This is a genomic window from Pseudomonas sp. GW456-E7 (assembly GCF_059424105.1).
In genome coordinates, this window is the sequence record NZ_JBWKZB010000002.1 from 228,334 (window position 1) to 251,667 (window position 23,334).

Below are 23,334 nucleotides of genomic sequence, written 5' to 3' on the forward strand. Positions count from 1 at the left end.
GCTTTCATGGCCGTTGCCATCGACCAACCGGTTGCCGATTTCGAAGCCCCCGCCACCAGCGGGCAGACCGTCAGCCTCGCAGGCCTGAAGGGCAAGCAGGTGGTGATCTACTTCTATCCGAAGGACAGCACACCGGGCTGCACTACCGAGGGCCAGGGCTTTCGTGACCAGTATGCTGCGTTCAAGGCCGCCAATACCGAAGTGTTCGGCGTGTCTCGCGACAGCCTGAAGTCCCACGAGAACTTCAAGTGCAAACAGGAATTCCCCTTTGAGCTGATCAGCGACAAGGACGAAGCCATCTGCCAGCTGTTCGACGTGATCAAGCTGAAAAAGCTGTATGGCAAGGAATACATGGGCGTGGATCGCAGCACCTTCCTGATCGACAAGAATGGCGTGCTGCGCCAGGAATGGCGTGGTGTGAAGGTGCCGGGGCATGTCGATGCTGTTCTGGCGGCGGCTCAGGCCCTCGATAAAGCCTGATTCTTATATAGCGCCTATCCGGACGCTTTCGCGGGCAAGCCCGCTCCCACATTGGACCTTGTTCGCCTGAACAACTCGGTCAACTGTGGGAGCGGGCTTGCCCGCGAAGAGGCCATCACCCTCACTGAAAAATCAAGGCTGGCCGCTAAAGCAACGGCGCCACCTCCGGCTCCTTGCGCGGCCAGGCATCCAGCACCGCCTTGAACAGCGTCGCCAGGGGAATCGCAAAGAACACCCCCCAGAAGCCCCACAACCCGCCAAACAACAGCACTGCGCAGATGATCGCCACCGGGTGCAGGTTGACCGCCTCCGAGAACAGCAAGGGCACCAGCACGTTGCCATCGAGCGTCTGGATGATTCCGTAGACCGCCATCAAGTAGATGAACTGGTCGCTCCAGCCCCACTGGAACAGCGCAATCAGAAACACGGGCACAGTCACCACCACGGCGCCGACATAAGGCACCACCACCGAAATCCCCACCAGCAGGGCCAGCAACGCCGCGTAGTTGAGTTCAAGCACGACAAAGGCGATGTAGGTCACGCCACCGCAAATGAAGATTTCGATGACCTTGCCGCGAATGTAGTTGGCGATCTGCCGGTTCATCTCATGGGCGACCCGGGTGATCAGCGCCCGTTCACGGGGCAGGTAACCGCGCACCCACTGGCCGATCATGGCCCGGTCCTTGAGGAAGAAAAACACCAGGATCGGCACCAGCACCAGGTAGATCATGATGTTCACCAGCAAGGGCAGGCTCGACAGCGAGAACGTCAGTGCCCACTGACCAAACTTGCCGATTTCGCCGCGCGCCACTTCGATGGCCTGCAGTACTTGCTCATCAGACACCAGATGCGGATAGCGCTCGGGCAGCAGCAGCAACAGTGACTGCCACTTGGCGAGCATGCCGGGCAACTCGTTGAACAACGTGATCAGTTGATGCCACAACAACGGCACGACCACCACGATAAACACCAGCAACAGCCCCATGAACAACGCAAAGACCAGCCCCACCGCGACCCCGCCCGGCACACGCAGGCGTTCAAGCGTCACCACCAGCCCCTGCATCAGGTACGCCAGCACCATCCCGGCGAGCACCGGCGCCAGCATGCCGCCCAAGGTCAATACGGCGGTGAACGCCAGAAACAGCAGGACCGCCAGCACCACCGCTTCTTCATCGGAAAAATAGCGCTGAATCCAGTCGCGTAACACTTTGAACATCAGTAATCCTTAGGAGCAAACGCAGCAGACTTCAGGCTTTTTTCAACCAGTAGCGGTAGACACCCGCCTCATCTTCTTCACGAAGCAGGGTATGACCGGCCAATCGGGCAAAGGTGCGAAAGTCGCGCTGCGAACCTGCATCGGTGGCGATGACCTTGAGTACTGCGCCACTGGCCAGCCGGTTGAGCTCCATCTTGGCCTTGAGCAACGGCAACGGGCAATTCAGGCCGCTGGCGTCCAGTTCAACGTCATGCTCTACAGCATCGGTCATTGCATCACTCCGGGTCAGGTGGTTGAGTTGCCTAGAATATCTGGTCGCAACGCCGGTGTCCGGCTACAGTAAGGTCTTTGTCGACTAAGGCTTTGTGCATGACATTTTTGCGCCCTACCCTGCTGACGCTCGCTTGCCTGCTCGCCTCACCGGGCTTCGCCGACGACCTGCCGTCACTCGGCGACGCCAGTTCTGCCATTGTCTCGCCACAACAGGAATACCAGCTCGGCCGCGCCTGGCTGGCCATGTTGCGCAGCCAGGTTTCGCAGCTCAACGACCCGCAACTCAAGAATTACGTGGAATCCAGCGTTTACCGCCTGCTGGAGACCAGCCAGGTCACTGACCGACGCCTGGAGTTCATCCTGATCAACAGCCCGCAGCTCAACGCCTTTGCGGCGCCGGGCGGGATCGTCGGGGTCAACGGTGGCTTGTTCCTCAACGCCCAGACCGAAGGCGAATATGCCTCGGTACTGGCGCACGAACTGGCTCACTTGTCGCAGCGCCACTTTGCCCGAGGTATCGAAGCGCAACAACGCATGCAAGTCCCCATGATGGCGGCATTGCTGGCGGGTATCGTGGTAGCGGCCGCAGGTGGCGGTGACGCCGGGATCGCAGCCATTGCCGGCACACAGGCAGCAGCTATTCAGGAACAGCGGCGATTCTCCCGCCAGAACGAACAGGAAGCCGACCGTATCGGCCTCCTCAATCTGGAAAAGGCCGGTTACGATCCCCGCTCGATGCCCACCATGTTCGAGCGCCTGGGGCGTCAGTATCGCTACGATGCCAAGCCACCGGAGTTCCTGCTGACTCACCCGGTCACCGAATCGCGTATCGCCGACACCCGCAACCGCGCCGAGCAGTTTCCAACGGGCGGCATTGAAGACAGCATGCGCTACCAACTGATCCGCGCACGCGTACAGCTGATCTATGAAGAAACCCCGGGACTCGGCGCCAAGCGCTTCCGCGCCCAGCTCGACGAGAACCCGAAAAACGACGTGGCACGCTACGGCCTGGCGATCGCCCAGATCAAGGGCGGCCAACTGAACGAAGCACGGGAAAACCTCAAGCAGTTGCTGGCCAAGTCACCCAACGAAATCATCTACAACCTGGCTCAGGTCGACCTGGATATCACCAACAATCGCCTGGCGGATGCCCAGTCCCGGGTTGACCGCTTGATGACCCAGTACCCCGGCAACTACCCGCTGAACCAGGTGCGCGTCGACCTGCTGCTCAAGCAAAACCGCACCGCAGATGCGGAGAAAGCCCTCGAAGGCCTGCTCAAGTCACGGCCGGATGACCCGGACGTGTGGTATCAGGTTGCCGAGACGCGTGGCCTGTCGGGCAATATCATCGGCCTGCATCAGGCGCGCGCCGAATATTTTGCCCTGGTCGGGGACTACAAGCAGGCCATTCAGCAACTGGACTTCGCCAAACGCAAGGCCGGCAGCAACTTCCCGCTGTCTTCGCGGATCGACGCGCGGCAACGCGAGCTGATGGAACAGGAGCGCTTGATCAAGGACATGATGGGCTGACGCCCTCGCAGACAATAAGTCCGGACACAAAAAAACCGCCTCTTTCGAGGCGGTTTTTTATTCAGCCATCAACCGGTTTATTCAGCCAGTTTGAAGGTGATGAAGCTCGCACGACCCTGACGCAGTACCCGCATCGACACCGAGCGGTTCTTCGGTAGCGCCTTGGCGATGTCCGCGAACTCCTTGGCGGAACCGATGGCCTGGTTGTTCAGGTGGGTGATCACATCACCCGGCTGCAGGCCGATCATGGCGGCAGGACCGTCCTGCACTTCCTTGATCACCACACCACCTTTGAGGTCGTAGGTTTTTTTCTGGTCGTCAGTCAGTTCGACCACGGAAACACCGAGGCGATTGCTGCTGCGTTCGATGCTGGATTTTGGCTCGGCGCCCATTTCCTTGTCGTCATCCGGAATGGCACCAACGGTCAGCTCGACATTTTTGCGCTTGCCGTCACGAATCACTTCCAGATCGGCCTTGGCGCCAGCCTTCAATGCGCCAACGAGGTGCGGCAGGTCGGCCGACATGACGATTGGCTGACCGTTCATGCTCAGGATCACGTCGCCCACTTGCAGGCCACCCTTGGCAGCCGGGCCATCATCCTGGATCTGGGCAACCAGCGCACCCGCCGGTTTCTCCAGGCCGAACGACTCGGCGAGGTCCTTGCTCACTTCCTGAATCACCACGCCCAGCCAGCCACGGCTAACCTTGCCACCGGATTTCAGCTGATTGGAAACATCCATGGCCACGTCGATCGGGATTGCAAACGACACGCCCATGAAGCCACCGGAACGGGTATAGATCTGCGAGTTGATCCCGACCACTTCACCGTTGAGGTTGAACAGCGGGCCGCCCGAGTTACCCGGGTTGATCGGCACGTCGGTCTGGATGAACGGCACATAGTTTTCGTTCGGCAGGCTGCGACCGACGGCGCTGACGATGCCCTGGGTCACCGTATGGTCAAAGCCAAATGGAGAACCGATAGCAACCACCCACTGGCCGGCCTTCAGGTCCTGGGATTTACCGAGCTTGAGCACCGGCAGATCCTTGCCTTCGATTTTCAGCAGCGCCACGTCGGAACGTGGATCGGTACCGACCAGCTTGGCCTTCATTTCGCTGCGATCGGCCAGACGGACGAGGATTTCGTCTGCGTCGGCGATCACGTGGTTATTGGTCAGGATGTAGCCGTCAGACGAGATGATAAAACCCGAGCCCAGGGAGGTTGCCTCGCGCTGACGGTCGCGAGGAGAACGCGATTGCGGCGGCATGCCCCGCTCGAAGAATTCGCGCAGCATTGGCGGCAGGCCTTCGAGGTCGGGCATTTGCTGGCTGACTTTGCGATCCGGCAGCTTTTGCGTGGTACTGATGTTCACGACCGCGGGCGAGGCCTGTTCGACCAGTTGCGTAAAGTCAGGCAATTCGACCGCTTGGGCGGTGACCGCCTGACCGAGCACCAGCACGGTGGCAATAATGGAAAGGTAGGACTTCAAGCGTGGTATCGACATACGGCTCCCGTTACGACGAGCAGGGTTAAGCAATATGGAGCAAGGAACACCGGGAACAATACGCCGGTATTTTTGTTCCGGGAACAACAAACAAGGCCAGAGCCGAGGGGCTCTGACCTATAAGAAATTTAAGGGATTTTTGCAAATTGAAATGCTCACGAAACATTTCGAATTCAGCTCACTGCTTGGTTGCAGTGGCGTCGGTGCGCATTGAAAGCGCTATCCGTTCAGCAGTACCGACCGGTATCTCGCCGACGACGGTCACCATCATGTCACCCTGTGCCGTGGTCAAGCGCCGGGAAACCGCAACGGTCGGCCCCAACTGAGTACGGGTGTCGGTGACGGCTGCGCCATTCAACGGCTCGAGGAATACCGAAAAACGCGCCAGGCCATCGTCGTACATCAGGCTATTGACTTGGGTCTTGGTCTGCGGATCCTTGCGAGCGGTACTGCTGGTCAGCTCGAAGCCGGGTGGCAACCAGTCGGAATGCCAGACCTGTGCAGCCTTGACGGCAGAAGCCTTGTCACCTTCGAGGTTGACTGGCTTGCAATCATTACTGGCCTGCAGATCCTTTTCGGAAGGAACATCGGCCGTATCCAGTTGCGTGAACTGGAAGCGCTCCAGCAACCGCCCCTTGTCGTCCAACAACAAAGACTTCAGAGGCAGGCCGGTTTCCTTGTCCAGATGCAGCTCAAAACCGTAGCGGTGCTGATCCCGGGGTTTCAGCGATACGATCACTGCCGAACGCCCGGCAACACGCGACTTGCCGATGACGGCGAGGTCATACCAATTCTTGAGCTTTTGAGGATCGAGTGCACGGGCAGCGGAGTTGGGAGAGTCCCCCAGCCCTGCTATCAGTGTGCCGCTGACGCATTGAGTATGCCCATCAATGCGAACGACTTCCTGAGCGGAGCCGTCGAGCTGGATCAATCGCTCGCGGACCTTTCCATCCTGGACCAGGTGCCAGATGTTATGGGTAGAAAAACTACCGTTACGCTCGTAGACGAAAGTACCCTGAAAGCTTTGCTGCTGCTCTGCCTGGCCCAGGCGGGTCAACCAGTCCTGGGCATCATCAGCTTGGGCTGGAACGATGAACCAGCCGCTGAGCAGAAGCGAAAGTAGAGGTATGGCGCGCATGATCCTCCTTAACGGTTTTCCAGACTTGCCGCACGAGCGTAAGGCAGAGCGCTCTCAGTACCTTTCAGTGCAGCCTGTTGTGCATGTTGGCGCAAGTAGCCTGGCAGACGCTGATCGTGCCAGCCTGGCTGACCTTGCAAAACGCCATTGGCCATTGGGCCTGTAGCTTCCGAACTCTCATTGTAGCCTGCCAGAACAGCAGGGCCTTTTACTTGAGGAACGGCCAGGGCGGGTTGACTGGATTGCTGGGCCAGTTCGGCACCGGCGATCTCATCCTGGTTGTACAGACGCACACCGGCCAGTACCGCCAGGGTCACAGAAGCTGCGACCGCCAGACGACCCAGGTTGCGCCATGGACCGCGGGACGCTTTTGCCGGTGAGGCTTCGTCAGCCAGGGCAGCAGAAACAGCCGCAGCGATGTCCAGGCGTGGAAGCAGCAGATCCTTGTGCATCACTGCCCGAGCGATCTGATAACGAGCCCAGGTGTCACGGGTTTCAACATCGTCGCAGGCATTCAATACCCGACGCAATTCCAATTCGTCCGCTTCGTTATCCATCACTGCGGACAGCGATTCCTGCAGGGCTTCACGACTCATGGCGTTCCTCTCTTGGCTGTCGCCGCTGTCTTTAGTTTTCCTGCAACAACGGCTGCAGGGCTTTGTCGATGGCCTCCCGGGCGCGGAAAATCCGGGAGCGCACGGTGCCTACCGGACATTGCATGACGCTCGCAATGTCCTCGTAACTCAGACCATCAAACTCACGTAAAGTTAAAGCCGTACGCAAATCTTCCGGCAGTTGCTGAATGGTTCGATGGACGGTGCCTTCGATCTCATCCCGCAGCAAAGCCCGTTCTGGCGACTCGAGATCCTTGAGGCCATGATCGCCATCGTAGAACTCTGCATCTTCAGAACTGACATCGCTATCCGGCGGCCGACGGCCGCGTGAAACCAGATAGTTTTTCGCCGTGTTGATGGCGATGCGGTAAAGCCACGTATAAAACGCGCTGTCTCCGCGAAAATTTCCAAGTGCACGGTACGCCTTGATAAAGGCTTCTTGTGCCACATCCTGGGCTTCATGGGTGTCGTGCACAAAACGCACGATCAACCCGAGAATTTTGTGCTGGTATTTCAGCACTAGCAGATCGAAAGCACGCTTGTCGCCGCGCTGAACGCGTTCGACCAGTTGCTGATCCTCTTCCTGGGTTAGCATGAACACTCCTCGATGAGCTCGGAGGAGGCTTGCAGAAGTAAACCACCAGACTTGCAAACATAGACTCGGGCTTTTCGCAAAAGTTCTCCCCCTCCAGGCAAGTTTCCTGCGGGCTCTGATTTGGCACGCACGAAAAGCGCAGCGCGAGTGGGCCCGGCTGCGCGAATAATCTTGTCATCGGATTCTTCGCCAGGGATCGAACTGCAATCCTGTACTGAATCCGACGCTGTCCCTTGTTTCAGGCAACGGTCTATTGATCTTGGCCCTTTGGCAAAAGTTCCAAATATTTATAGCTGCACCGAACCGACATTGTGCAACCGTGAAGCGAAAAAGACTGTTAAATCGGCGATACAGTCATTCTCGCGCGCAACGGGCAGAAAAACATCCGACGAAGCGCCCGACATTTTGCGTCACAGTAGTTTCACAATGCCATGCTGGCTCGGGTATTGTGCCGTCCCCCCCCTCTATATACTAGTGGGCTGTGCGGCTGACTCGACTCGCCAGTCCAGCTGCGCCACCCCCGACCCGGGTCGCTTTGAGCGGAATCCTGAAATGAGCCAACAGTTTCAACACGATGTTCTGGTAATTGGCAGCGGTGCTGCCGGCTTGAGCCTTGCGCTGACCTTGCCCGGTCATTTGCGCATTGCCGTATTGAGCAAAGGCAACCTCGCCAATGGCTCGACGTTCTGGGCCCAGGGTGGCGTTGCCGCCGTGCTGGACGACACCGATACCGTTGAATCCCATGTCGATGACACCCTCAATGCCGGCGGCGGCCTGTGCCATGAAGATGCGGTGCGCTTTACCGTCGAGCACAGCAAGGAAGCGATTCAATGGCTGATCGACCAGGGCGTGCCCTTTACCCGCGATGAACAGTCGAGCAATGAAGATGGCGGGTTCGAATTCCACCTGACCCGCGAAGGCGGTCACAGCCATCGGCGCATCATCCACGCCGCCGATGCCACGGGCGCTGCCATTTTCACCACCCTGCTCGAGCAGGCCAGGAAACGACCGAACATCGAACTGCTGGAACAGCGGGTTGCGGTAGACCTGATCACCGAGAAACGCCTGGGACTCGAAGGCGACCGCTGCCTCGGTGCTTATGTACTCAATCGCGGCACCGGCGAAGTCGATACCTATGGCGCACGCTTTGTGATCCTCGCCTCCGGGGGAGCGGCCAAGGTTTACCTGTACACCAGTAACCCCGACGGTGCCTGCGGCGATGGCATCGCCATGGCCTGGCGCTCGGGCTGCCGGGTGGCGAACCTGGAATTCAACCAGTTTCACCCCACCTGCCTGTATCACCCGCAGGCCAAGAGCTTCCTGATCACCGAAGCCCTGCGCGGCGAGGGTGCCCACCTGAAGCTACCCAACGGCGAGCGCTTCATGCAGCGCTTCGATCCACGGGCAGAGCTGGCGCCACGGGACATCGTCGCCCGGGCCATCGACCATGAAATGAAACGCCTGGGTATCGATTGCGTCTATCTGGACATCAGCCACAAGCCCGAAGCCTTCATCAAGACGCACTTCCCGACGGTGTACGAACGCTGCCTGGAATTTTCCATCGACATCACCAGACAACCGATTCCGGTGGTCCCGGCGGCGCACTACACCTGCGGTGGCGTAATGGTCGATCAACAGGGCCGCACCGACGTGCCGGGGCTGTACGCCATTGGCGAAACCAGTTTCACCGGCCTGCACGGCGCCAACCGCATGGCCAGCAACTCGCTGCTTGAATGTTTCGTTTATGCCCGCTCGGCGGCCGCGGACATTCTCGAACAGTTGCCCCGGATTCCGATGCCCGCCCCCCTCCCCGCCTGGGATGCGAGCCAGGTCACCGATTCCGATGAAGACGTGATCATTGCGCATAACTGGGATGAGCTGCGGCGGTTCATGTGGGACTACGTTGGCATCGTGCGCACCAACAAGCGCCTGCAACGGGCACAACACCGCGTGCAACTGTTGCTGGATGAAATCGACGAGTTCTACAGCAACTACAAGGTCAGCCGGGATCTGATCGAATTGCGCAACCTGGCCCAGGTGGCCGAGCTGATGATTCTGTCAGCCATGGAGCGCAAGGAAAGCCGTGGCCTGCATTACACCCTCGATTACCCGGACATGTTGCCGGTCGCGCTGGACACTATTCTGGTGCCGCCCACCTACGTCGGCTGAACTTGAGCCGGACCCGCAGGCGTCGGTGCACATCCGCCGCCTGCGCATCCCGGGGCACGCAAATGGCCCTGACCCGGCGCTCGCCCCGCAGACGGAAACGCAAGACCACCACCAACGGCAGCGCCAGGCTGTCCGGCCTCAATTGCACGGGCTGCCAACCCTTGGCCCGACTCCACAACTGCCAGCCATCGGCATCGCGCCGCAAGCCGCAAAAGGCTTGCGGGTGCGTCAGCAGGATTTGCCGGGGCAGCAGCCATGCGCCGTGAGCCACGCACAGCACGACGCCGAGCGAGCTGGCCCAGAGCGGAATCGACAATAGAAACAACGAACCCAACGCGAACAGCTGGGCCAGGAGATACGCCGCCAGCAACTGCCGTGAGGCATGCCAGCGGCATTCGAACACGTTACTTGGGCTGGACACGGTCCAGGATCATGCGGACCATGCGTTGCAGCTCGGGATCTTCCGATTCGCTGCGCTCCATGAACCAGCCGAACATGTCCTGATCCTCACACGTCAGCAGTCGGACGTACAACGCGCGATCCACCTCGTTGAGCGTTGCGTAAACCTCTTTCGTGAACGGTACCAGCAACACGTCAAGCTCAAGCATGCCACGGCGGCTGTGCCAAAAGAGGCGGTTCAGTTCAACATCTTCGACCATGGAGCGCTCCTCAAATAGGCCGCAAGTATACAGGCCCGCGCACCGTCGAACAGTCGGCTTTGGTCGGGCACCGACGAACCTTTGTTAACTACCCATTTCCAAGGCAGCCCCTTATGATGTCCTCCAGACTTTTTACCCTGCGATGACCCATGGCCGATTCTGCTTTTTTCTGCACTCTTTCTCATGAAGGCGTTCTCGCGGTCCGCGGCGCGGACGCCAGCAAATTCCTGCAAGGCCAACTGACCTGCAATCTCAACTACCTGAGCGATTCCCGGGCCAGCCTCGGTGCGCGCTGCACGCAGAAAGGCCGGATGCAATCGAGTTTCCGCATCCTGCTCGAGGGTGACGGCGTGGTCCTGGCCATGGCCAGCGAATTGCTCGAACCGCAACTGGCGGACCTGAAAAAATATGCGGTGTTTTCCAAATCGAAACTGACCGACGAGAGTGCCGCCTGGGTCCGCTTCGGCATTGACCATGGCGACGCCGCACTGGCCAGCCTCGGCTTGGACCTGCCGGCAGAAACCGACAGCGTCGTGCGCAGCGATGGACTGATCGCCATCCGTGTTTCGCCGCAACGCGCCGAGTTGTGGGTCGCCGCAAGTCTTGCCGATGCGGTCAAAGGCAAGCTGTCGGCGGTGCTGAGCGAAGGTGACCTGAATCAATGGTTGCTGGGCCAGGTCCGTGCCGGGATTGGCCAGGTCATGCCCGGTACCCGCGAGTTGTTCATCCCGCAGATGCTCAACCTGCAAGCGGTCGGTGGCGTGAGTTTCAAGAAAGGTTGCTACACCGGCCAGGAAATCGTCGCGCGCATGCAGTACCTGGGCAAGCTCAAGCGTCGCCTGTATCGCCTGCAACTGGCTGCCGGCGAGCTGCCTGAACCGGGTACCCCGCTGTTTTCCCCGACCCATGGCAGCTCCATCGGCGAAGTGGTGCTGGCTGCCCGCGCCGGGCAAGGCATCGAGCTCCTGGCGGTGTTGCAAGCCGAAGCAGCAGACAGTGGAGACATCCACCTGGGCGCGCTCGAAGGGCCGTCCTTGCAGCTGCTCGACCTGCCTTATGAACTGGACCGCGATCGCGAAATCCAGCAATAACGGCAGCAATTAGCGCGACACCTAGAGAGACTCAATGAGCGAGCTGGCGGAAAAGGTCCAACAGGATTTGGTTGAGGCCATCAATAACGATGACCTGGTTCTGCCAACGTTACCGGAAGTGGCCCTGCAAATTCGCAAGGCCGCGGAAAACCCGGAAGTCAGCGTCAGTACCCTGAGCAAAGTGATCGGCCGTGATACCGCGCTGTCGGCGCGCCTGATCAAAGTGGTCAACAGCCCGCTGTTGCGCGCGACCCAGGAAGTGACCGACCTGCACACCGCGATCACTCGCCTGGGCATCAACTACAGCTGCAATCTGGCGATCGGCCTGGTCATGGAGCAGATTTTCCACGCCCGCTCCGACGTGGTGGAACAGAAAATGCGCGAAGTCTGGCGCAAAAGCCTGGAAATAGCCGGCGTCAGCTATGCCCTGTGCCGCAGTTACACCCGGCTCAAGCCCGACCAGGCCGCCCTTGGCGGGTTGGTGCATCAGATCGGCGTACTGCCGATCCTGACCTACGCCGAAGATCACTATGAACTGCTGTCCGACCCGGTCAGCCTCAACCATGTAATCGAGCGGATTCATCCCCTGATCGGCGAAAAACTGCTCAAGGTCTGGGACTTTCCCGACATGCTGGTGCAGGTGCCGCAGCTCTACCTGAATTTCAAACGCCAGTCGGCGCAGATCGACTATGTGGACCTGGTGCAGGTGGCCAGCCTGTATTGCCACAAGGACACCGACCATCCGTTCGCTCGTATTGACCCGTTGAGCGTGCCGGCCTTCAATGCGCTTGGCATCGACATCGACGATGAGGCGATGTGCGCCGACCTGGAAGAAACACGGTCGATGTTTTACTGATCAAGGACTGCTTCGCCCCCTTCGCGAGCAAGCCCGCTCCCACAGGGTTTTGTGGTGCTGCATAGATCCAATGTGGGAGCGGGCTTGCTCGCGAAGAGGCCAGAACAGACACCGCATCACTCCCCTGCAACAAAACTCACCCGCACCTTCAACCCCGCCCGCTCTCCATCATGCAGGCTGATCTGCGCCAGATGCGCGCGGCAGATCTCGCCGACAATCGCCAACCCCAACCCAGAACCGGCCACGTGCTGATTGCGCCGGTAAAAGCGTTCGAATACCCGGTCGCGCTCCTCAAGAGGAATGCCGGGGCCATCATCTTCGACTTCCAGCACGGCGGGAGCCGAGACCCGCAGAATCACATTGCCGCCCGGCGGCGTGTGAGCCAGTGCGTTGTCCACCAGATTGCTCAGCAGTTCGTTCAACAGCGTCGGCTCGCCCCGCAACCAGACGGGTTCATCCGCTTCCAGCGCCAGCGCGATGCCGCGCTTGTGGGCCAACGGCGCCATGGCCATGCCCAGTTCCCGAGCCAGTTGACTGAGGTCGAGCAACTGCGCGCCCCCCTCGGCAATCGCCCGGGCGCCATTTTCGACCCGTGCCAGGGAAAGCAACTGATTGGCCAGATGGGTCAAGCGGTCCGTGCCCTGGGCGGCGGTCTCCAGCGTGCTGCGCCAGGTATCGGGCTCGGCCGAGCGCATGCCCAGTTCCAGTCGCGCCTTGAGGGCTGCCAATGGCGTGCGCAGCTCGTGGGCGGCGTCGGCAATGAATTGCGCCTGCTTCTCGAACTGTCCACGTAGACGCTCGGTAAAGTGATTGAGGGCGCGCACCAGCGGCCACAATTCGCGCTGCACTTCCACCAACGGCAAGGGGCGCAGATCGTCCGGCTGGCGCTCTTCCACCGCCGTGCGCAAGCGTTCCAGCGGGCGCAACGCGGCACTCACCGCAAACCACACCAGCATCAACGCACCGATTGCCAGCATGCCCAGGCGCAGCAACGTATCCGCCGCCAGACTGCGGGCCATGCTGACGCGCGCTTCATCGGTTTCGGCCACGCGGATTTCCGCCATGCCGTTCATGTTGGGCTCGCTCACGGGCTTGAGCAGGCTCACCACGCGCACGTTCTGCCCGCGGTACTGGGCGTTGTAGAAACGCGCCAGCGCCGGATAGTCGTCGGTGCGCGGCGTTCCCGGCGGTGGCGCGGGCAGGTTTTCGTAACCGGAAATCAGCTTCTGGTTGATGTCGTTGACCAGGTAGAAAATTCGCCCGGCACTGTCGTAGGCAAAGGTATCGAGGGCCACGTAGGGCACGTCGGCACTCAGGGTGCCGTCGCGCTGGGAGACGCCGGCAGCGATGGTGCGCGCCGAGGCCAGCAAGGTCCGGTCATAGGCCGTGTCGGCGGCTTCACGACCGTTCCAGTAGGCGCTCAACCCGCTGGCCAGCATCAACACCACCAGCAACAGCGCCAGGTTCCACAACAACCGCCAGCGCAAGCTGCTGGGCTTATGCATCGCGGCTTTCCAGCAAGTAACCGAGGCCGCGGAAGGTCACGATGGCGACCGGCTGGCCATCCAGTTTCTTGCGCAGGCGGTGCACGTAGATTTCGATCGCATCGGGACTGGCCTCTTCATCCAGACCGAACACTTGTGACGCCAGTTGCTCCTTGCTCATCACCCGACCGGGGCGTGCGATCAGGGCTTCGAGTACCGCTTGCTCGCGGGAGGTCAGGGTCAGCAATTCTTCACCGAGGGTGAAACGCCGGGTTTCCAGGTCATAGGCCAGCACACCACAACGCTGGATACGTTCACCACCCAGCACACTGCGGCGCAGCAACGCCTTGACCCGGGCTTCGAGTTCGGTCAGTTCGAACGGCTTGGCCAGGTAATCGTCGGCGCCGAGGTTCAGGCCATGGACCCGATCCTTGACGTCGCTGCGGGCGGTCAGCATCAGTACCGGCAGGTTCTTGCCCCGCGCCCGCAGGCGCGCCAGCACTTCGAAACCATCCATGCGCGGCAAGCCGACATCGAGGATCGCCATGGCGTATTCCTCGCTGCCCAGCGCCAGGTCGGCGGCCACGCCATCGTGCAGGACGTCCACGGTCAGCCCGGTGCTCTTGAGCGCCTGGGCGACACTTTCGGCGAGCTGCAAATGGTCTTCGACGAGCAGGACACGCATGGATCTATACCTCGTTCAGGGATGGCCGACGCCATTCTTTGGCGCGGAGTTTACAGCCGCAATCACCGCTGTGAAGCCCGAAAAACCGTGAAAGCCCGCTGAAAGGTTAGCGAAAGGTTGGGTCGTTAGAGTCACCCCACGGATGGTTTCGACTGCTAACCATCGAATCGTAGTTTGAAAACGTGCTTTGACATGTAACTACCGAAAAACGCCTCGAAGCGTTTTCGTCAATAAGAACAATAAACGAGGTACTGCACCATGCTGTCCACACAGCTTCAGGCTTGCCCGCCCCGCCCTTTCTCTTGCTCCCCGATGTTTACGCTTGCCAGCGCCGAAGCCGGCTGCCCGTCGTTCGATCCGTGCGGATTGGAACACGCCGGCACCGCGCGAAATCGTCGCACCTGAATCATCCCGAAAAACAAAAACTCCACTGGAGACAAAAATGAATCGTTCAATGCGCCGTTTCGCCCTCGCCGCCAGCTGTGTGCTGTTCGCCGGCCAACTCATGGCCGAGCCTAAACGCCCGGAATGCATCGCCCCGGCCTCGCCCGGTGGTGGTTTCGACCTGACCTGCAAACTGGCGCAAAGCGCGCTGGTCAACGAAAAGCTGCTGACCAAACCGATGCGGGTGACCTACATGCCCGGCGGTGTCGGCGCGGTGGCGTACAACGCGGTGGTCGCCCAGCGTCCGGCCGATGCCGGTACGTTGGTGGCCTGGTCCAGTGGTTCGCTGCTGAACCTGGCCCAAGGCAAGTTCGGTCGTTTCGATGAAAGCAATGTGCGCTGGCTGGCCGCCGTCGGCACCAGCTACGGCGCGATCGCGGTGAAGAGCGATTCGCCCTACAAGACCCTCGACGATCTGGTCCAGGCCCTGAAGAAAGATCCGAGCAAAGTGGTGATTGGTTCCGGCGGCACCGTCGGCAGCCAGGACTGGATGCAGACCGCGCTGATCGCCAAGGCCGCCGGGATCAACCCGCGTGACCTGCGTTATGTGGCCCTCGAAGGTGGCGGCGAAATCGCCACGGCCCTGCTCGGCGGTCATATCCAGGTTGGCAGCACTGACATTTCCGACTCCATGCCGCACATCCAGAGCGGTGACATGCGCCTGCTGGCGGTGTTCTCCGACAAGCGTCTGGACGAGCCGGAAATGAAGGACATACCGACCGCCCGCGAACAAGGCTACGACATCGTCTGGCCGGTGGTTCGCGGTTTCTACCTGGGGCCGAAGGTCAGCGACGAAGACTACGCCTGGTGGAAGGACTCCTTCGACAAACTGCTGGCTTCACCGGAGTTCGCCAAGTTGCGCGACCAGCGTGAACTGTTCCCGTTCGCCATGACCGGCCCGGAGCTGGACACCTATGTGAAGAAGCAGGTCGCTGACTACAAAGTGCTGGCCAAAGAGTTCGGCCTGATCCAGTGATCGCCCCTGTCTAGCGGCTGCGACTCCGTTTGGCGGAGTCGCAGCACAGGAGTTCCCCATGCTCTTACAACGCATTTTTGCTTCGGTGCTGTTGCTGGCCTGTCTCAGCCTGGTGCTGATGGCCTTGCCCTACCAGGCACCTTTTTCCTACGAACCGATCGGCCCCCGCGCGTTCCCCCTGTTGATGCTGGGGCTGATGGGCCTGGCGCTGGTTTACATGGTGTATCGGCCCTCGCCCATCAAGCACACCGATGAAGATCCGCCGATGGATCGCGAGACCCTGACCAAAATTGGTGTTTGCGTGCTGTTGCTGCTGGTCTTCGCCGGGCTGTTCGAACCGCTGGGTTTCATCCTCAGCAGCATGCTGGTCGGCATTCCAATGGCTCGCTTGTACGGCGGGCGCTGGCTGCCGGGCGCGATCATCATCAGCCTGATGAGCGTCGGCCTGTACCTGCTGTTCGACAAAGTCATGGACGTGCCACTGCCTCTGGGCCTGCTCGACGTTCTGGAGAACTGATATGGATACGCTTGGTTACTTGAGTCACGGCTTCGGCGTCGCACTCACCCCTTACAACCTGGTGACCGCACTCAGCGGTACGCTGATCGGTACGGTCGTCGGCCTGCTTCCGGGGCTGGGTCCGATCAATGGCGTGGCGCTGTTGATCCCGATCGCTTTCGCCCTCGGCCTGCCACCGGAGTCGGCGCTGATCCTGCTGGCCGCGGTTTACCTGGGTTGCGAGTACGGCGGTCGCATCAGTTCGATCCTGCTGAACATTCCGGGCGAAGCCTCCACCGTCATGACCACCCTCGACGGCTACCCGATGGCCCGCCAGGGCCTGGCCGGTGTGGCGTTGTCGTTGTCGGCGTGGAGTTCGTTCATCGGCGCCTTCATTGCGACCTGCGGGATGGTCGTGTTCGCGCCGATGCTGGCGAAATGGGCGATTGCCTTCGGTCCGGCGGAGTATTTCGTCCTGATGGTGTTCGCCATTGTCTGCCTCGGCGGCATGGCGGGTGACCGGCCGCTCAAGACGTTCATCGCGGCGCTGATCGGCTTGTTCCTGTCGACTGTCGGCATTGATGCCAACAGCGGCGTTTACCGTTTCACCGGGGACAACATCCACCTCACCGACGGCATTCAATTCGTGGTCTTGGTGCTGGGCCTGTTTTCCATCAGCGAAATCCTCCTGCTGCTGGAAAAAACCCACCGTGGCCAGGAAGCCTTCCAGGCCACCGGCCGGATGCTGTTCAACTTCAAGGAAGCCGCTTCGGTGTTCTGGGTGAACATGCGTTGCGGTGTGCTCGGTTTCATCATGGGCGTGTTGCCGGGTGCGGGCGCCACACTGGCCAGCGCCGTGGCCTACATGACCGAGAAACGTATCGCCGGCCCAAGCGGAAAATTCGGACAAGGCGACAAGCGTGGCCTGGCTGCACCGGAAACCGCCATCGGCGCCGAAGCGTGCGGTGCACTGGTGCCGATGCTGACCCTCGGCGTTCCCGGCTCGGGCACCACGGCCGTGATGATCGGCGCGTTGTCGCTGTACAACATCACGCCGGGCCCACTGCTGTTTCAACAGCAACCGGACATCGTCTGGGGCCTGATCGCTTCGTTGTTCATCGCCAACATCATGCTGGTGATCCTCAACATTCCGATGATCCGGATCTTCACCAAGATCCTTGCCGTACCGAACTGGGCGCTGGTGCCGATGATCGCGATCATCACCGCCATTGGCGTGTACGCCGTGCATGCCACGACCTTCGATCTGTTCCTGATGATCGGCATCGGCATCTTCGGTTACATCCTGCGCAAGCTGGACTTCCCGTTGTCCCCGGTGTTGCTGGGTTTCATCCTCGGTGGCTTGATGGAGCAGAACCTGCGTCGGGCGCTGTCGATTTCCAACGGTTCGCTGGATATTCTCTGGTCGAGCGGTATCACCGTCGGTGTCTGGGGGTTGATCGTGGTCATGTTGCTGGTGCCCATTGTGCGCATCTGGCGTAAACGTTCGGTTACCCGGCGCGTTATCGCCGATGTCTGATCGAACACCGTTCAAAGCCTGGTGGGGAACCCCGCTGGTCGGCCTGCTGGGCGGTTACCTCGCCAGCCAGGTCGGCTGGCCTTTGCCATGGATGGTCGGCTCGTTGCTGGCGATCATCCTCGTGCGCTGCCTGACCCCCTGGCAATTGGCCGAAATCCCTGGCGGCCGCAAGTGCGGCCAGTGGATCGTCGGCATAGGTATCGGCCTGCACTTCACCCCGCTGGTGATGGAGCAGGTGCTGAGTCATTTCGGTCTGATCTTCTTCGGTGCGTTGGTCACCAGCCTGTCCGCCGTGGTCGGCGTGTGGCTGATGCGCCGCACCGGTGAAGATCGCGCCACCGCGTTCTTTTCCAGCATGCCCGGCGGTTCCGGGGAAATGGTCAACCTCGGCGCGCGCAATGGTGCGGTGCTCAGCCGTGTGGCGGCGGGGCAAAGTTTGCGGGTGTTGGTGGTGGTGCTATGCGTACCGGCAGCCTTCAAGTATCTGCTGGGTGACGGTGCGCCGATTGCCCACGCGGGCAGCATCGATTGGCGCTGGCTGGCGGTGCTGTTTCCTGCTGGCGCATTGGCGGCCTGGATCTGGGAACGCCTGCATCAACCCAACCCCTGGCTGTTCGGGCCGTTGCTGGTCAGTGCGGCGGTCAGCATCGGCTGGGATCTGCACATCGGCTTGCCCAACGGCGGCAGCCAGATCGGCCAGTGGTTGATCGGCAGTGGTCTGGGCTGTCACTTCAACCGGCAGTTTTTCCGGCGTGCACCATCGTTCATGGGCCGCACCTTGATCGGCACGGTGCTGACCATGCTGATTGCGACTGCCGCAGCACTGGGCTTGAGTGCGCTGACCCACCTGGATCTGCGTTCACTGACATTGGGCATGATGCCGGGCGGTATTGCCGAGATGAGCCTGACGGCGGAGACCCTGCAATTGTCGGTGCCGCTGGTGACGGCGATGCAGGTGATGAGGTTGTTGTTTGTGCTGTTTCTGGCGGAGCCGTTGTTCAAGTATTGGAACCGCAATCCGGAGTAAGACCGAGTCGACTTCATCGCGAGCAGGCTCGCTCCCACAGGGTTCGCGTGATCTCTGTGGGAGCGAGCCTGCTCGCGAAGGGGCCAGCCCCTTCAACACATCAAACCGGCGGCAACCGCCACTCGATCGGCGTCTCGCCATTCTGCTCCAGAAACTTGTTGGTCCGGCTGAAGTGCCCGCAACCGAGGAAGCCGCGATAGGCGGACAGCGGTGACGGGTGTACCGAGGTCAACACCAGGTGCTTGGTCGCATCGATCAGCTTCTGCTTGCTCTGGGCATGGGCGCCCCACAGCATGAACACCAGGTGCGGCTGCTGTTGGCTGACCACTTCAATGACCCGATCGGTGAAAAACTGCCAACCCTTGTCCTTGTGGGCATTGGCGTTGGCGCGCTCGACGGTCATGGTGGTATTGAGCATCAGCACGCCCTGATCGGCCCAGCTCTGCAAATAGCCATGGTTGGGGATGTCGATGTTCAGGTCGCGCTTGAGCTCTTTATAGATGTTCACCAGCGACGGTGGCGCCGGCACGCCGGGTTGCACCGAGAAACACAAACCGTGGGCCTGGCCCGGGCCGTGATAGGGATCCTGACCGAGGATCACCACCTTGACCTTGTCCAGCGGCGTGGAATTGAGCGCGTTGAAAATCATCGGCCCCGGCGGATAGATCTCCTTGCCGGCCGCCCGCTCCTGTTGCAGGAAGTTTCGCAACTCTGCCATGTAAGGCTGGTCGAATTCGGCACGCAGTGCCTCCTTCCAGCCCGGTTCGAGTTTGATACGGTCGTCAGCAGTCATGGTTACATCCGGCAAAAACAATGGGGCGAACCCTAGGAAAGCTCACCACGCTTGTCAATTGATCTGATTCAGATCCGGCACTTTCCCACACAGCGATCATACTTAACCCTCAAATTCCCGATCGAGGTCACGATGAATCTGCACTTCGAAGAACTCACCGGCACCGACGGCGCGCGCATCGGCATCGCCAGCCTGGATGCCGAAAAATCCCTGAACGCCCTGTCCCTGCCGATGATCAACGCCCTGCGCGATCGCCTGGAAGCCTGGGCCAAGGACCCGCAGATCGTCTGCGTCCTGTTACGCGGCAATGGCGCCAAGGCCTTTTGTGCCGGCGGTGAAGTGCGCAGCCTGGTGGAAGCCTGTCGCGTCCATCCGGGTGAAGTACCGCCACTGGCTGCGCAGTTTTTTGCGGCGGAATATCGCCTGGACTTCAAACTGCACACCTACCCCAAGCCGTTGATCTGCTGGGGGCACGGCTATGTGCTTGGCGGCGGCATGGGACTGTTGCAAGGAGCGAGCACCCGTATCGTCACCCCGAGCAGCCGCCTGGCCATGCCGGAGATCAGCATCGGCCTGTACCCGGATGTTGGCGCCAGCTGGTTCCTGTCACGCCTGCCCGGCAGGCTCGGGTTGTTCCTGGGCCTGACCGGCGCGCACATGAACGGCCGCGATGCCATCGATCTGGACCTGGCGGATCGTTTTCTGCTCGATGAGCAGCAACCGGAGTTGATCGAAGGCCTGCTGCAACTGAACTGGCAGGAACAGACACCCATGCAGCTCAACAGCCTGCTCAAGGCCTTGCAGCAGGAAGCCTTGGCGCAGATGCCCGAAGCCCAGTGGTTGCCGCGCCGCCGGCAGATCGACGAACTACTGGATGTCAGCGATGTGCGTTGCGCCTGGAAGGCCATCAGCGCCCTGCGCGATCACAGCGACCTGTTGCTCAGTCGCGCGGCCAGGACCCTGAGTGAAGGCGCGCCGCTGACCGCGCATCTGGTATGGGAACAGATCATCCGGGCCCGGCACCTGTCGCTGGCCGAAGTCTTCCAGATGGAATACACCCTGAGCCTCAACTGCTGCCGTCATCCGGAATTCAGTGAAGGCGTGCGTGCGCGGTTGATCGACAAGGACCAGAAGCCGCACTGGCACTGGCCGGACATCAACAACGTGCCGGACGCTGTGGTCGAGGCGCATTTTCACAAGGCCTGGGAAGGTCGGCATCCGCTGGCGGATTTGTCCGAATACTGAAAACTGCACACAACACTGTGGGAGCGGGCTTGCTCGCGAAGGCGTCATTTCAGCAACATTGATGTTGACTGACACTCCGCCTTCGCGAGCAAGCCCGCTCCCACATTAGAACTGCGATTGGCTATCGGTGGCCGCCCCGCCCGTTACGATAGCCGCGACCGTTACCGCGATAGTCGTTGTTCCAGTTCCCGCGGTTACGGCCGTCCCAGCCATGGTTCTGATGCGTGCGGTAGTCGCCCCGCGACGGTTGATAATAACGAGGGGCCGACTGGGAATGGCGCGACGATTGATACATCCGCGGCGGCGAGTAATGGCGCGACGGTTGATACACCCGCGGTTGTGAGTAATAGCGCGGTGTCGGCTGGTAATACCGCGCTGGAGGCACGTAGTACCGGGGTGGCGGTGTGTAGTAACCGCCACCATTGGAGTAGTAGGAACTCCCCCCGGCGTAATAGGTTGGCGATGGCGAGGTATAGACCTCGGAACTGTAGTAACTGCCTCCTTCATCGTAGTAAGGCACGCACCCACCAAGGGACAATCCCAACACTGCAAGCAGTAGAATTCGGCGCAGCTTGTTTTGACAGAGCATGGCGGCCTCCTGGACCGCGGATGAGCCACACCAGCGACGCTGGCAGGCGACAGTCAAATGTTCGGTGACTGTCGAAAGATCAGACACCGAATTCGGGATCTGGTGCGTCCTTGAAATAAGTAGAAACATCTGCCCGATGAAAGGTTTTTCATCCATTCACGCCCTGATCAACGGTGTCCACCGCCGTGATGTCCACCGCCATGATGTCCACCACCGTGGCCACGGTAGTAACCATGCCCACCGTAGTAAAAGGCGCGATAACCACCGTAATAACGCGGACCGTAGTAACCGTAGTAATAAGGCGAGTAGTAACCGGGGTAGTAATAAGATCCCCCGTAGACGTCGACAGGACCGTCGTAGTAGTAGCAGCCAGACAGTCCGAGACCAAGCACTGCACCCAACAACAATCGACGTAACATGGCGGCCTCCGTAAAGACCTGTGACAGCAGTCGGCACACACCGGCTGACACCTGTTTTGACTGGCAATCCCCTGCCAAGTGCGACGTTGCACCCACCTTCTGATCAGCGGCAGACAGGTTCCAATGCGGTGCACCGGCGCACCATCACAAGGCAGCGCGCCCCTCCGATCAGTACCGTCGACCTCCCTGTCCCCCACGCTAGAGCGCTCGGGCCAACTTGGCACGCCTCTCGCTTTAACAACCCCATGCAGGAGTCACTACAGGTTCGCGGCACCACAATTTGCAAATGGCTGACTAGGGTTCCGGCTCGCAATCGCGAGTGACTGGTCCGAGAGTTGGCGACCTCCAGTTGAGGTTACACGGCGGGACAAAAGCCCGGGAGACAAGCCACCGTTAGCGGTGCCGCTGCCGTCCTGTGCGTCCTTGATCAACTGGAGAACCACCATGTCCCAGCTTCGTTTACCCGCCCTGCTCGCCGCTGCGTTCGCCGCCCTCGTGAGCTTCTCGTCCCAGGCCGCCCAGAAAGACCACTTCAGCGTGTGCTGGACCATTTACGCCGGCTGGATGCCGTGGGAGTACGCCGGCAGCCAGGGCATCGTCGACAAATGGGCGAAGAAGTACGGCATCCAGATCGATGTGGTGCAGCTCAATGACTATGTCGAATCGATCAACCAGTACACCGCCGGCCAGTTCGACGGCTGCACCATGACCAACATGGACGCGCTGACCATTCCGGCCGCCGGCGGCGTCGACAGCACCGCACTGATCGTCAGCGATTTCTCCAACGGCAACGACGGCATCGTGCTCAAGGGCGAAGGCAAGAAGGTCGCCGACCTCAAGGGCATGGACGTCAATCTGGTCGAACTCTCGGTTTCCCACTACCTGCTGGCCCGCGCCCTGGATTCGGTGGATCTCACCGAGAAAGACCTGAAAGTGGTCAACACCTCCGACGCCGACATCTCGGCCGCCTTCAACACCGAACAGGTCAACGCCGTCACCACCTGGAACCCGATGCTCTCGGACATCAAGGCCAAGCCCGCGGTGACCGAAGTGTTCAATTCGAGCCAGATCCCCGGCGAAATCATGGACATGATGGTGGTCAACAGCGCCACCCTCAAAGACAACCCGGCCCTCGGCAAGGCACTGACCGGAGCCTGGTTTGAAGTGGTCGAGTTGATGAACGCGAAAAACGCCGCCGGTAAAGCCGCACTGGAACACATGGCCAAGGCTTCGGGCACTGATCTGGCGGGTTTCCAGGCGCAACTGGACACTACCCGATTGTTCGCCACGCCCAAGGAAGCCCTGGCCTTCAGCACCAGCAAGCAACTGCCGGAAACCATGCGCAAAGTCGCCGAGTTCTCCTTCCAGCACGGCTTGCTGGGTGAAGGCGCCAAGGACACCAGCGCCGTCGGCATGGCCTTCGCCAACGGCGTGACCAGCGGCGACAAAGGCAACCTCAAGCTGCGCTTCGACCCGAGCTACGTGCAGTTGGCTGCCGACGCCAAGTTGTAAACAG

General features: G+C 60.4%; 24 protein-coding genes and 1 riboswitch. Of the genes, 11 read left to right on the forward strand and 13 right to left on the reverse strand.

The window, feature by feature from the left end; genetic code table 11:
* The first annotated feature begins 6 nt into the window (after positions 1-6).
* On the forward strand, positions 7-480 hold the full coding sequence (locus tag AC07YV_RS02510; RefSeq protein ID WP_102698986.1) for a peroxiredoxin: 474 nt from the start codon (positions 7-9) through the stop codon (positions 478-480).
* 145 nt (positions 481-625) lie between these two features.
* On the opposite strand, the gene AC07YV_RS02515 is transcribed toward AC07YV_RS02510, so the two are convergent.
* Both AC07YV_RS02515 and AC07YV_RS02520 read right to left on the reverse strand, forming a co-directional pair.
* A complete protein-coding gene (locus AC07YV_RS02515) occupies positions 626-1,696 on the reverse strand; it encodes an AI-2E family transporter (RefSeq protein ID WP_007979780.1) in 1,071 nt (356 codons plus the stop codon).
* A gap of 31 nt (positions 1,697-1,727) precedes the next feature.
* Complete coding sequence (locus AC07YV_RS02520; RefSeq protein ID WP_007979782.1) at positions 1,728-1,967, reverse strand: sulfurtransferase TusA family protein; 240 nt, start codon at positions 1,965-1,967, stop codon at positions 1,728-1,730.
* 98 nt (positions 1,968-2,065) lie between these two features.
* Here AC07YV_RS02520 and AC07YV_RS02525 point away from each other — a divergent pair, with 98 nt between their 5' ends.
* The gene (locus AC07YV_RS02525) at positions 2,066-3,499 is read left to right on the forward strand and encodes a M48 family metalloprotease (protein ID WP_102698987.1); all 1,434 of its coding nucleotides are present in this window, start codon (positions 2,066-2,068) and stop codon (positions 3,497-3,499) included.
* Between the two features lie 77 nt (positions 3,500-3,576).
* Here the strand turns inward: AC07YV_RS02525 and AC07YV_RS02530 are convergent, their stop codons facing one another.
* The 4 genes from AC07YV_RS02530 to rpoE form a co-directional block, all read right to left on the reverse strand.
* Complete coding sequence (locus AC07YV_RS02530) at positions 3,577-5,001, reverse strand: DegQ family serine endoprotease (RefSeq protein ID WP_102698988.1); 1,425 nt, start codon at positions 4,999-5,001, stop codon at positions 3,577-3,579.
* 178 nt (positions 5,002-5,179) lie between these two features.
* Entirely contained in the window at positions 5,180-6,139 is a 960-nt protein-coding gene (locus tag AC07YV_RS02535) for a MucB/RseB C-terminal domain-containing protein (protein ID WP_102698989.1), read from the reverse strand.
* Positions 6,140-6,147: 8 nt separating this feature from the next.
* Complete coding sequence (locus tag AC07YV_RS02540) at positions 6,148-6,735, reverse strand: sigma-E factor negative regulatory protein (RefSeq protein ID WP_102698990.1); 588 nt, start codon at positions 6,733-6,735, stop codon at positions 6,148-6,150.
* Between the two features lie 31 nt (positions 6,736-6,766).
* Positions 6,767-7,348 carry an RNA polymerase sigma factor RpoE/AlgU gene (gene rpoE / locus AC07YV_RS02545; RefSeq protein WP_003172477.1) on the reverse strand — a complete coding sequence of 194 codons (582 nt, stop codon included), beginning with the start codon at positions 7,346-7,348 and terminating at the stop codon, positions 6,767-6,769.
* A gap of 552 nt (positions 7,349-7,900) precedes the next feature.
* On the opposite strand from rpoE, the gene nadB reads away from it, so the two are divergent.
* Entirely contained in the window at positions 7,901-9,517 is a 1,617-nt protein-coding gene (gene nadB, locus AC07YV_RS02550) for an L-aspartate oxidase (protein ID WP_102698991.1), read from the forward strand.
* On the opposite strand, the gene AC07YV_RS02555 is transcribed toward nadB, so the two are convergent.
* Positions 9,486-9,938 (reverse strand): protein YgfX, encoded by a 453-nt coding sequence (locus AC07YV_RS02555; RefSeq protein WP_102698992.1) that lies wholly within the window; start codon positions 9,936-9,938, stop codon positions 9,486-9,488. The genes nadB and AC07YV_RS02555 overlap by 32 nt on opposite strands.
* Positions 9,922-10,176, reverse strand: a complete 255-nt coding sequence (locus tag AC07YV_RS02560; RefSeq protein WP_007979797.1) for an FAD assembly factor SdhE — start codon at positions 10,174-10,176, stop codon at positions 9,922-9,924. The genes AC07YV_RS02555 and AC07YV_RS02560 overlap by 17 nt, the downstream gene beginning before the upstream one ends.
* Positions 10,177-10,325: 149 nt before the next feature.
* Here AC07YV_RS02560 and ygfZ point away from each other — a divergent pair, with 149 nt between their 5' ends.
* Both ygfZ and AC07YV_RS02570 read left to right on the forward strand, forming a co-directional pair.
* A complete protein-coding gene (ygfZ, locus tag AC07YV_RS02565; RefSeq protein ID WP_102698993.1) occupies positions 10,326-11,267 on the forward strand; it encodes a CAF17-like 4Fe-4S cluster assembly/insertion protein YgfZ in 942 nt (313 codons plus the stop codon).
* 34 nt (positions 11,268-11,301) lie between these two features.
* Complete coding sequence (locus AC07YV_RS02570) at positions 11,302-12,123, forward strand: HDOD domain-containing protein (protein ID WP_102698994.1); 822 nt, start codon at positions 11,302-11,304, stop codon at positions 12,121-12,123.
* A gap of 116 nt (positions 12,124-12,239) precedes the next feature.
* Here AC07YV_RS02570 and AC07YV_RS02575 read toward each other — a convergent pair whose 3' ends face one another.
* Together AC07YV_RS02575 and AC07YV_RS02580 are read right to left on the reverse strand one after the other, a co-directional pair.
* Complete coding sequence (locus AC07YV_RS02575; protein WP_102698995.1) at positions 12,240-13,628, reverse strand: sensor histidine kinase; 1,389 nt, start codon at positions 13,626-13,628, stop codon at positions 12,240-12,242.
* Positions 13,621-14,292, reverse strand: coding sequence for a response regulator (locus tag AC07YV_RS02580; protein ID WP_007979804.1), 672 nt, complete (start codon positions 14,290-14,292; stop codon positions 13,621-13,623). Before AC07YV_RS02580 ends, AC07YV_RS02575 begins: the two co-directional genes overlap by 8 nt.
* A gap of 442 nt (positions 14,293-14,734) precedes the next feature.
* Here AC07YV_RS02580 and AC07YV_RS02585 point away from each other — a divergent pair, with 442 nt between their 5' ends.
* From AC07YV_RS02585 to AC07YV_RS02600, 4 genes are read left to right on the forward strand one after another with little or no spacing between them, the layout of a single operon-like run.
* Positions 14,735-15,712 (forward strand): Bug family tripartite tricarboxylate transporter substrate binding protein, encoded by a 978-nt coding sequence (locus AC07YV_RS02585; protein WP_007979806.1) that lies wholly within the window; start codon positions 14,735-14,737, stop codon positions 15,710-15,712.
* A 58-nt stretch (positions 15,713-15,770) separates the two neighbouring features.
* Positions 15,771-16,229, forward strand: a complete 459-nt coding sequence (locus tag AC07YV_RS02590; protein WP_102698996.1) for a tripartite tricarboxylate transporter TctB family protein — start codon at positions 15,771-15,773, stop codon at positions 16,227-16,229.
* 1 nt (position 16,230) lies between these two features.
* Positions 16,231-17,745, forward strand: coding sequence for a tripartite tricarboxylate transporter permease (locus AC07YV_RS02595; RefSeq protein ID WP_008050724.1), 1,515 nt, complete (start codon positions 16,231-16,233; stop codon positions 17,743-17,745).
* Positions 17,738-18,772 carry an AbrB family transcriptional regulator gene (locus AC07YV_RS02600; protein ID WP_102698997.1) on the forward strand — a complete coding sequence of 345 codons (1,035 nt, stop codon included), beginning with the start codon at positions 17,738-17,740 and terminating at the stop codon, positions 18,770-18,772. The genes AC07YV_RS02595 and AC07YV_RS02600 overlap by 8 nt, the downstream gene beginning before the upstream one ends.
* A gap of 100 nt (positions 18,773-18,872) precedes the next feature.
* Here the strand turns inward: AC07YV_RS02600 and ung are convergent, their stop codons facing one another.
* The gene (gene ung / locus AC07YV_RS02605; protein ID WP_008050720.1) at positions 18,873-19,565 is read right to left on the reverse strand and encodes a uracil-DNA glycosylase; all 693 of its coding nucleotides are present in this window, start codon (positions 19,563-19,565) and stop codon (positions 18,873-18,875) included.
* A 132-nt stretch (positions 19,566-19,697) separates the two neighbouring features.
* On the opposite strand from ung, the gene dspII reads away from it, so the two are divergent.
* A complete protein-coding gene (gene dspII / locus AC07YV_RS02610) occupies positions 19,698-20,810 on the forward strand; it encodes an enoyl-CoA hydratase/isomerase DspII (protein ID WP_102698998.1) in 1,113 nt (370 codons plus the stop codon).
* Between the two features lie 121 nt (positions 20,811-20,931).
* On the opposite strand, the gene AC07YV_RS02615 is transcribed toward dspII, so the two are convergent.
* On the reverse strand, positions 20,932-21,399 hold the full coding sequence (locus tag AC07YV_RS02615) for a hypothetical protein (RefSeq protein ID WP_102698999.1): 468 nt from the start codon (positions 21,397-21,399) through the stop codon (positions 20,932-20,934).
* Between the two features lie 167 nt (positions 21,400-21,566).
* A complete protein-coding gene (locus AC07YV_RS02620; protein ID WP_102699000.1) occupies positions 21,567-21,818 on the reverse strand; it encodes a hypothetical protein in 252 nt (83 codons plus the stop codon).
* Between the two features lie 283 nt (positions 21,819-22,101).
* Positions 22,102-22,202, forward strand: a riboswitch (guanidine-I (ykkC/yxkD leader).
* 60 nt (positions 22,203-22,262) lie between these two features.
* On the opposite strand from AC07YV_RS02620, the gene AC07YV_RS02625 reads away from it, so the two are divergent.
* On the forward strand, positions 22,263-23,330 hold the full coding sequence (locus tag AC07YV_RS02625) for a putative urea ABC transporter substrate-binding protein (protein ID WP_102699002.1): 1,068 nt from the start codon (positions 22,263-22,265) through the stop codon (positions 23,328-23,330).
* Positions 23,331-23,334: the final 4 nt, after the last annotated feature.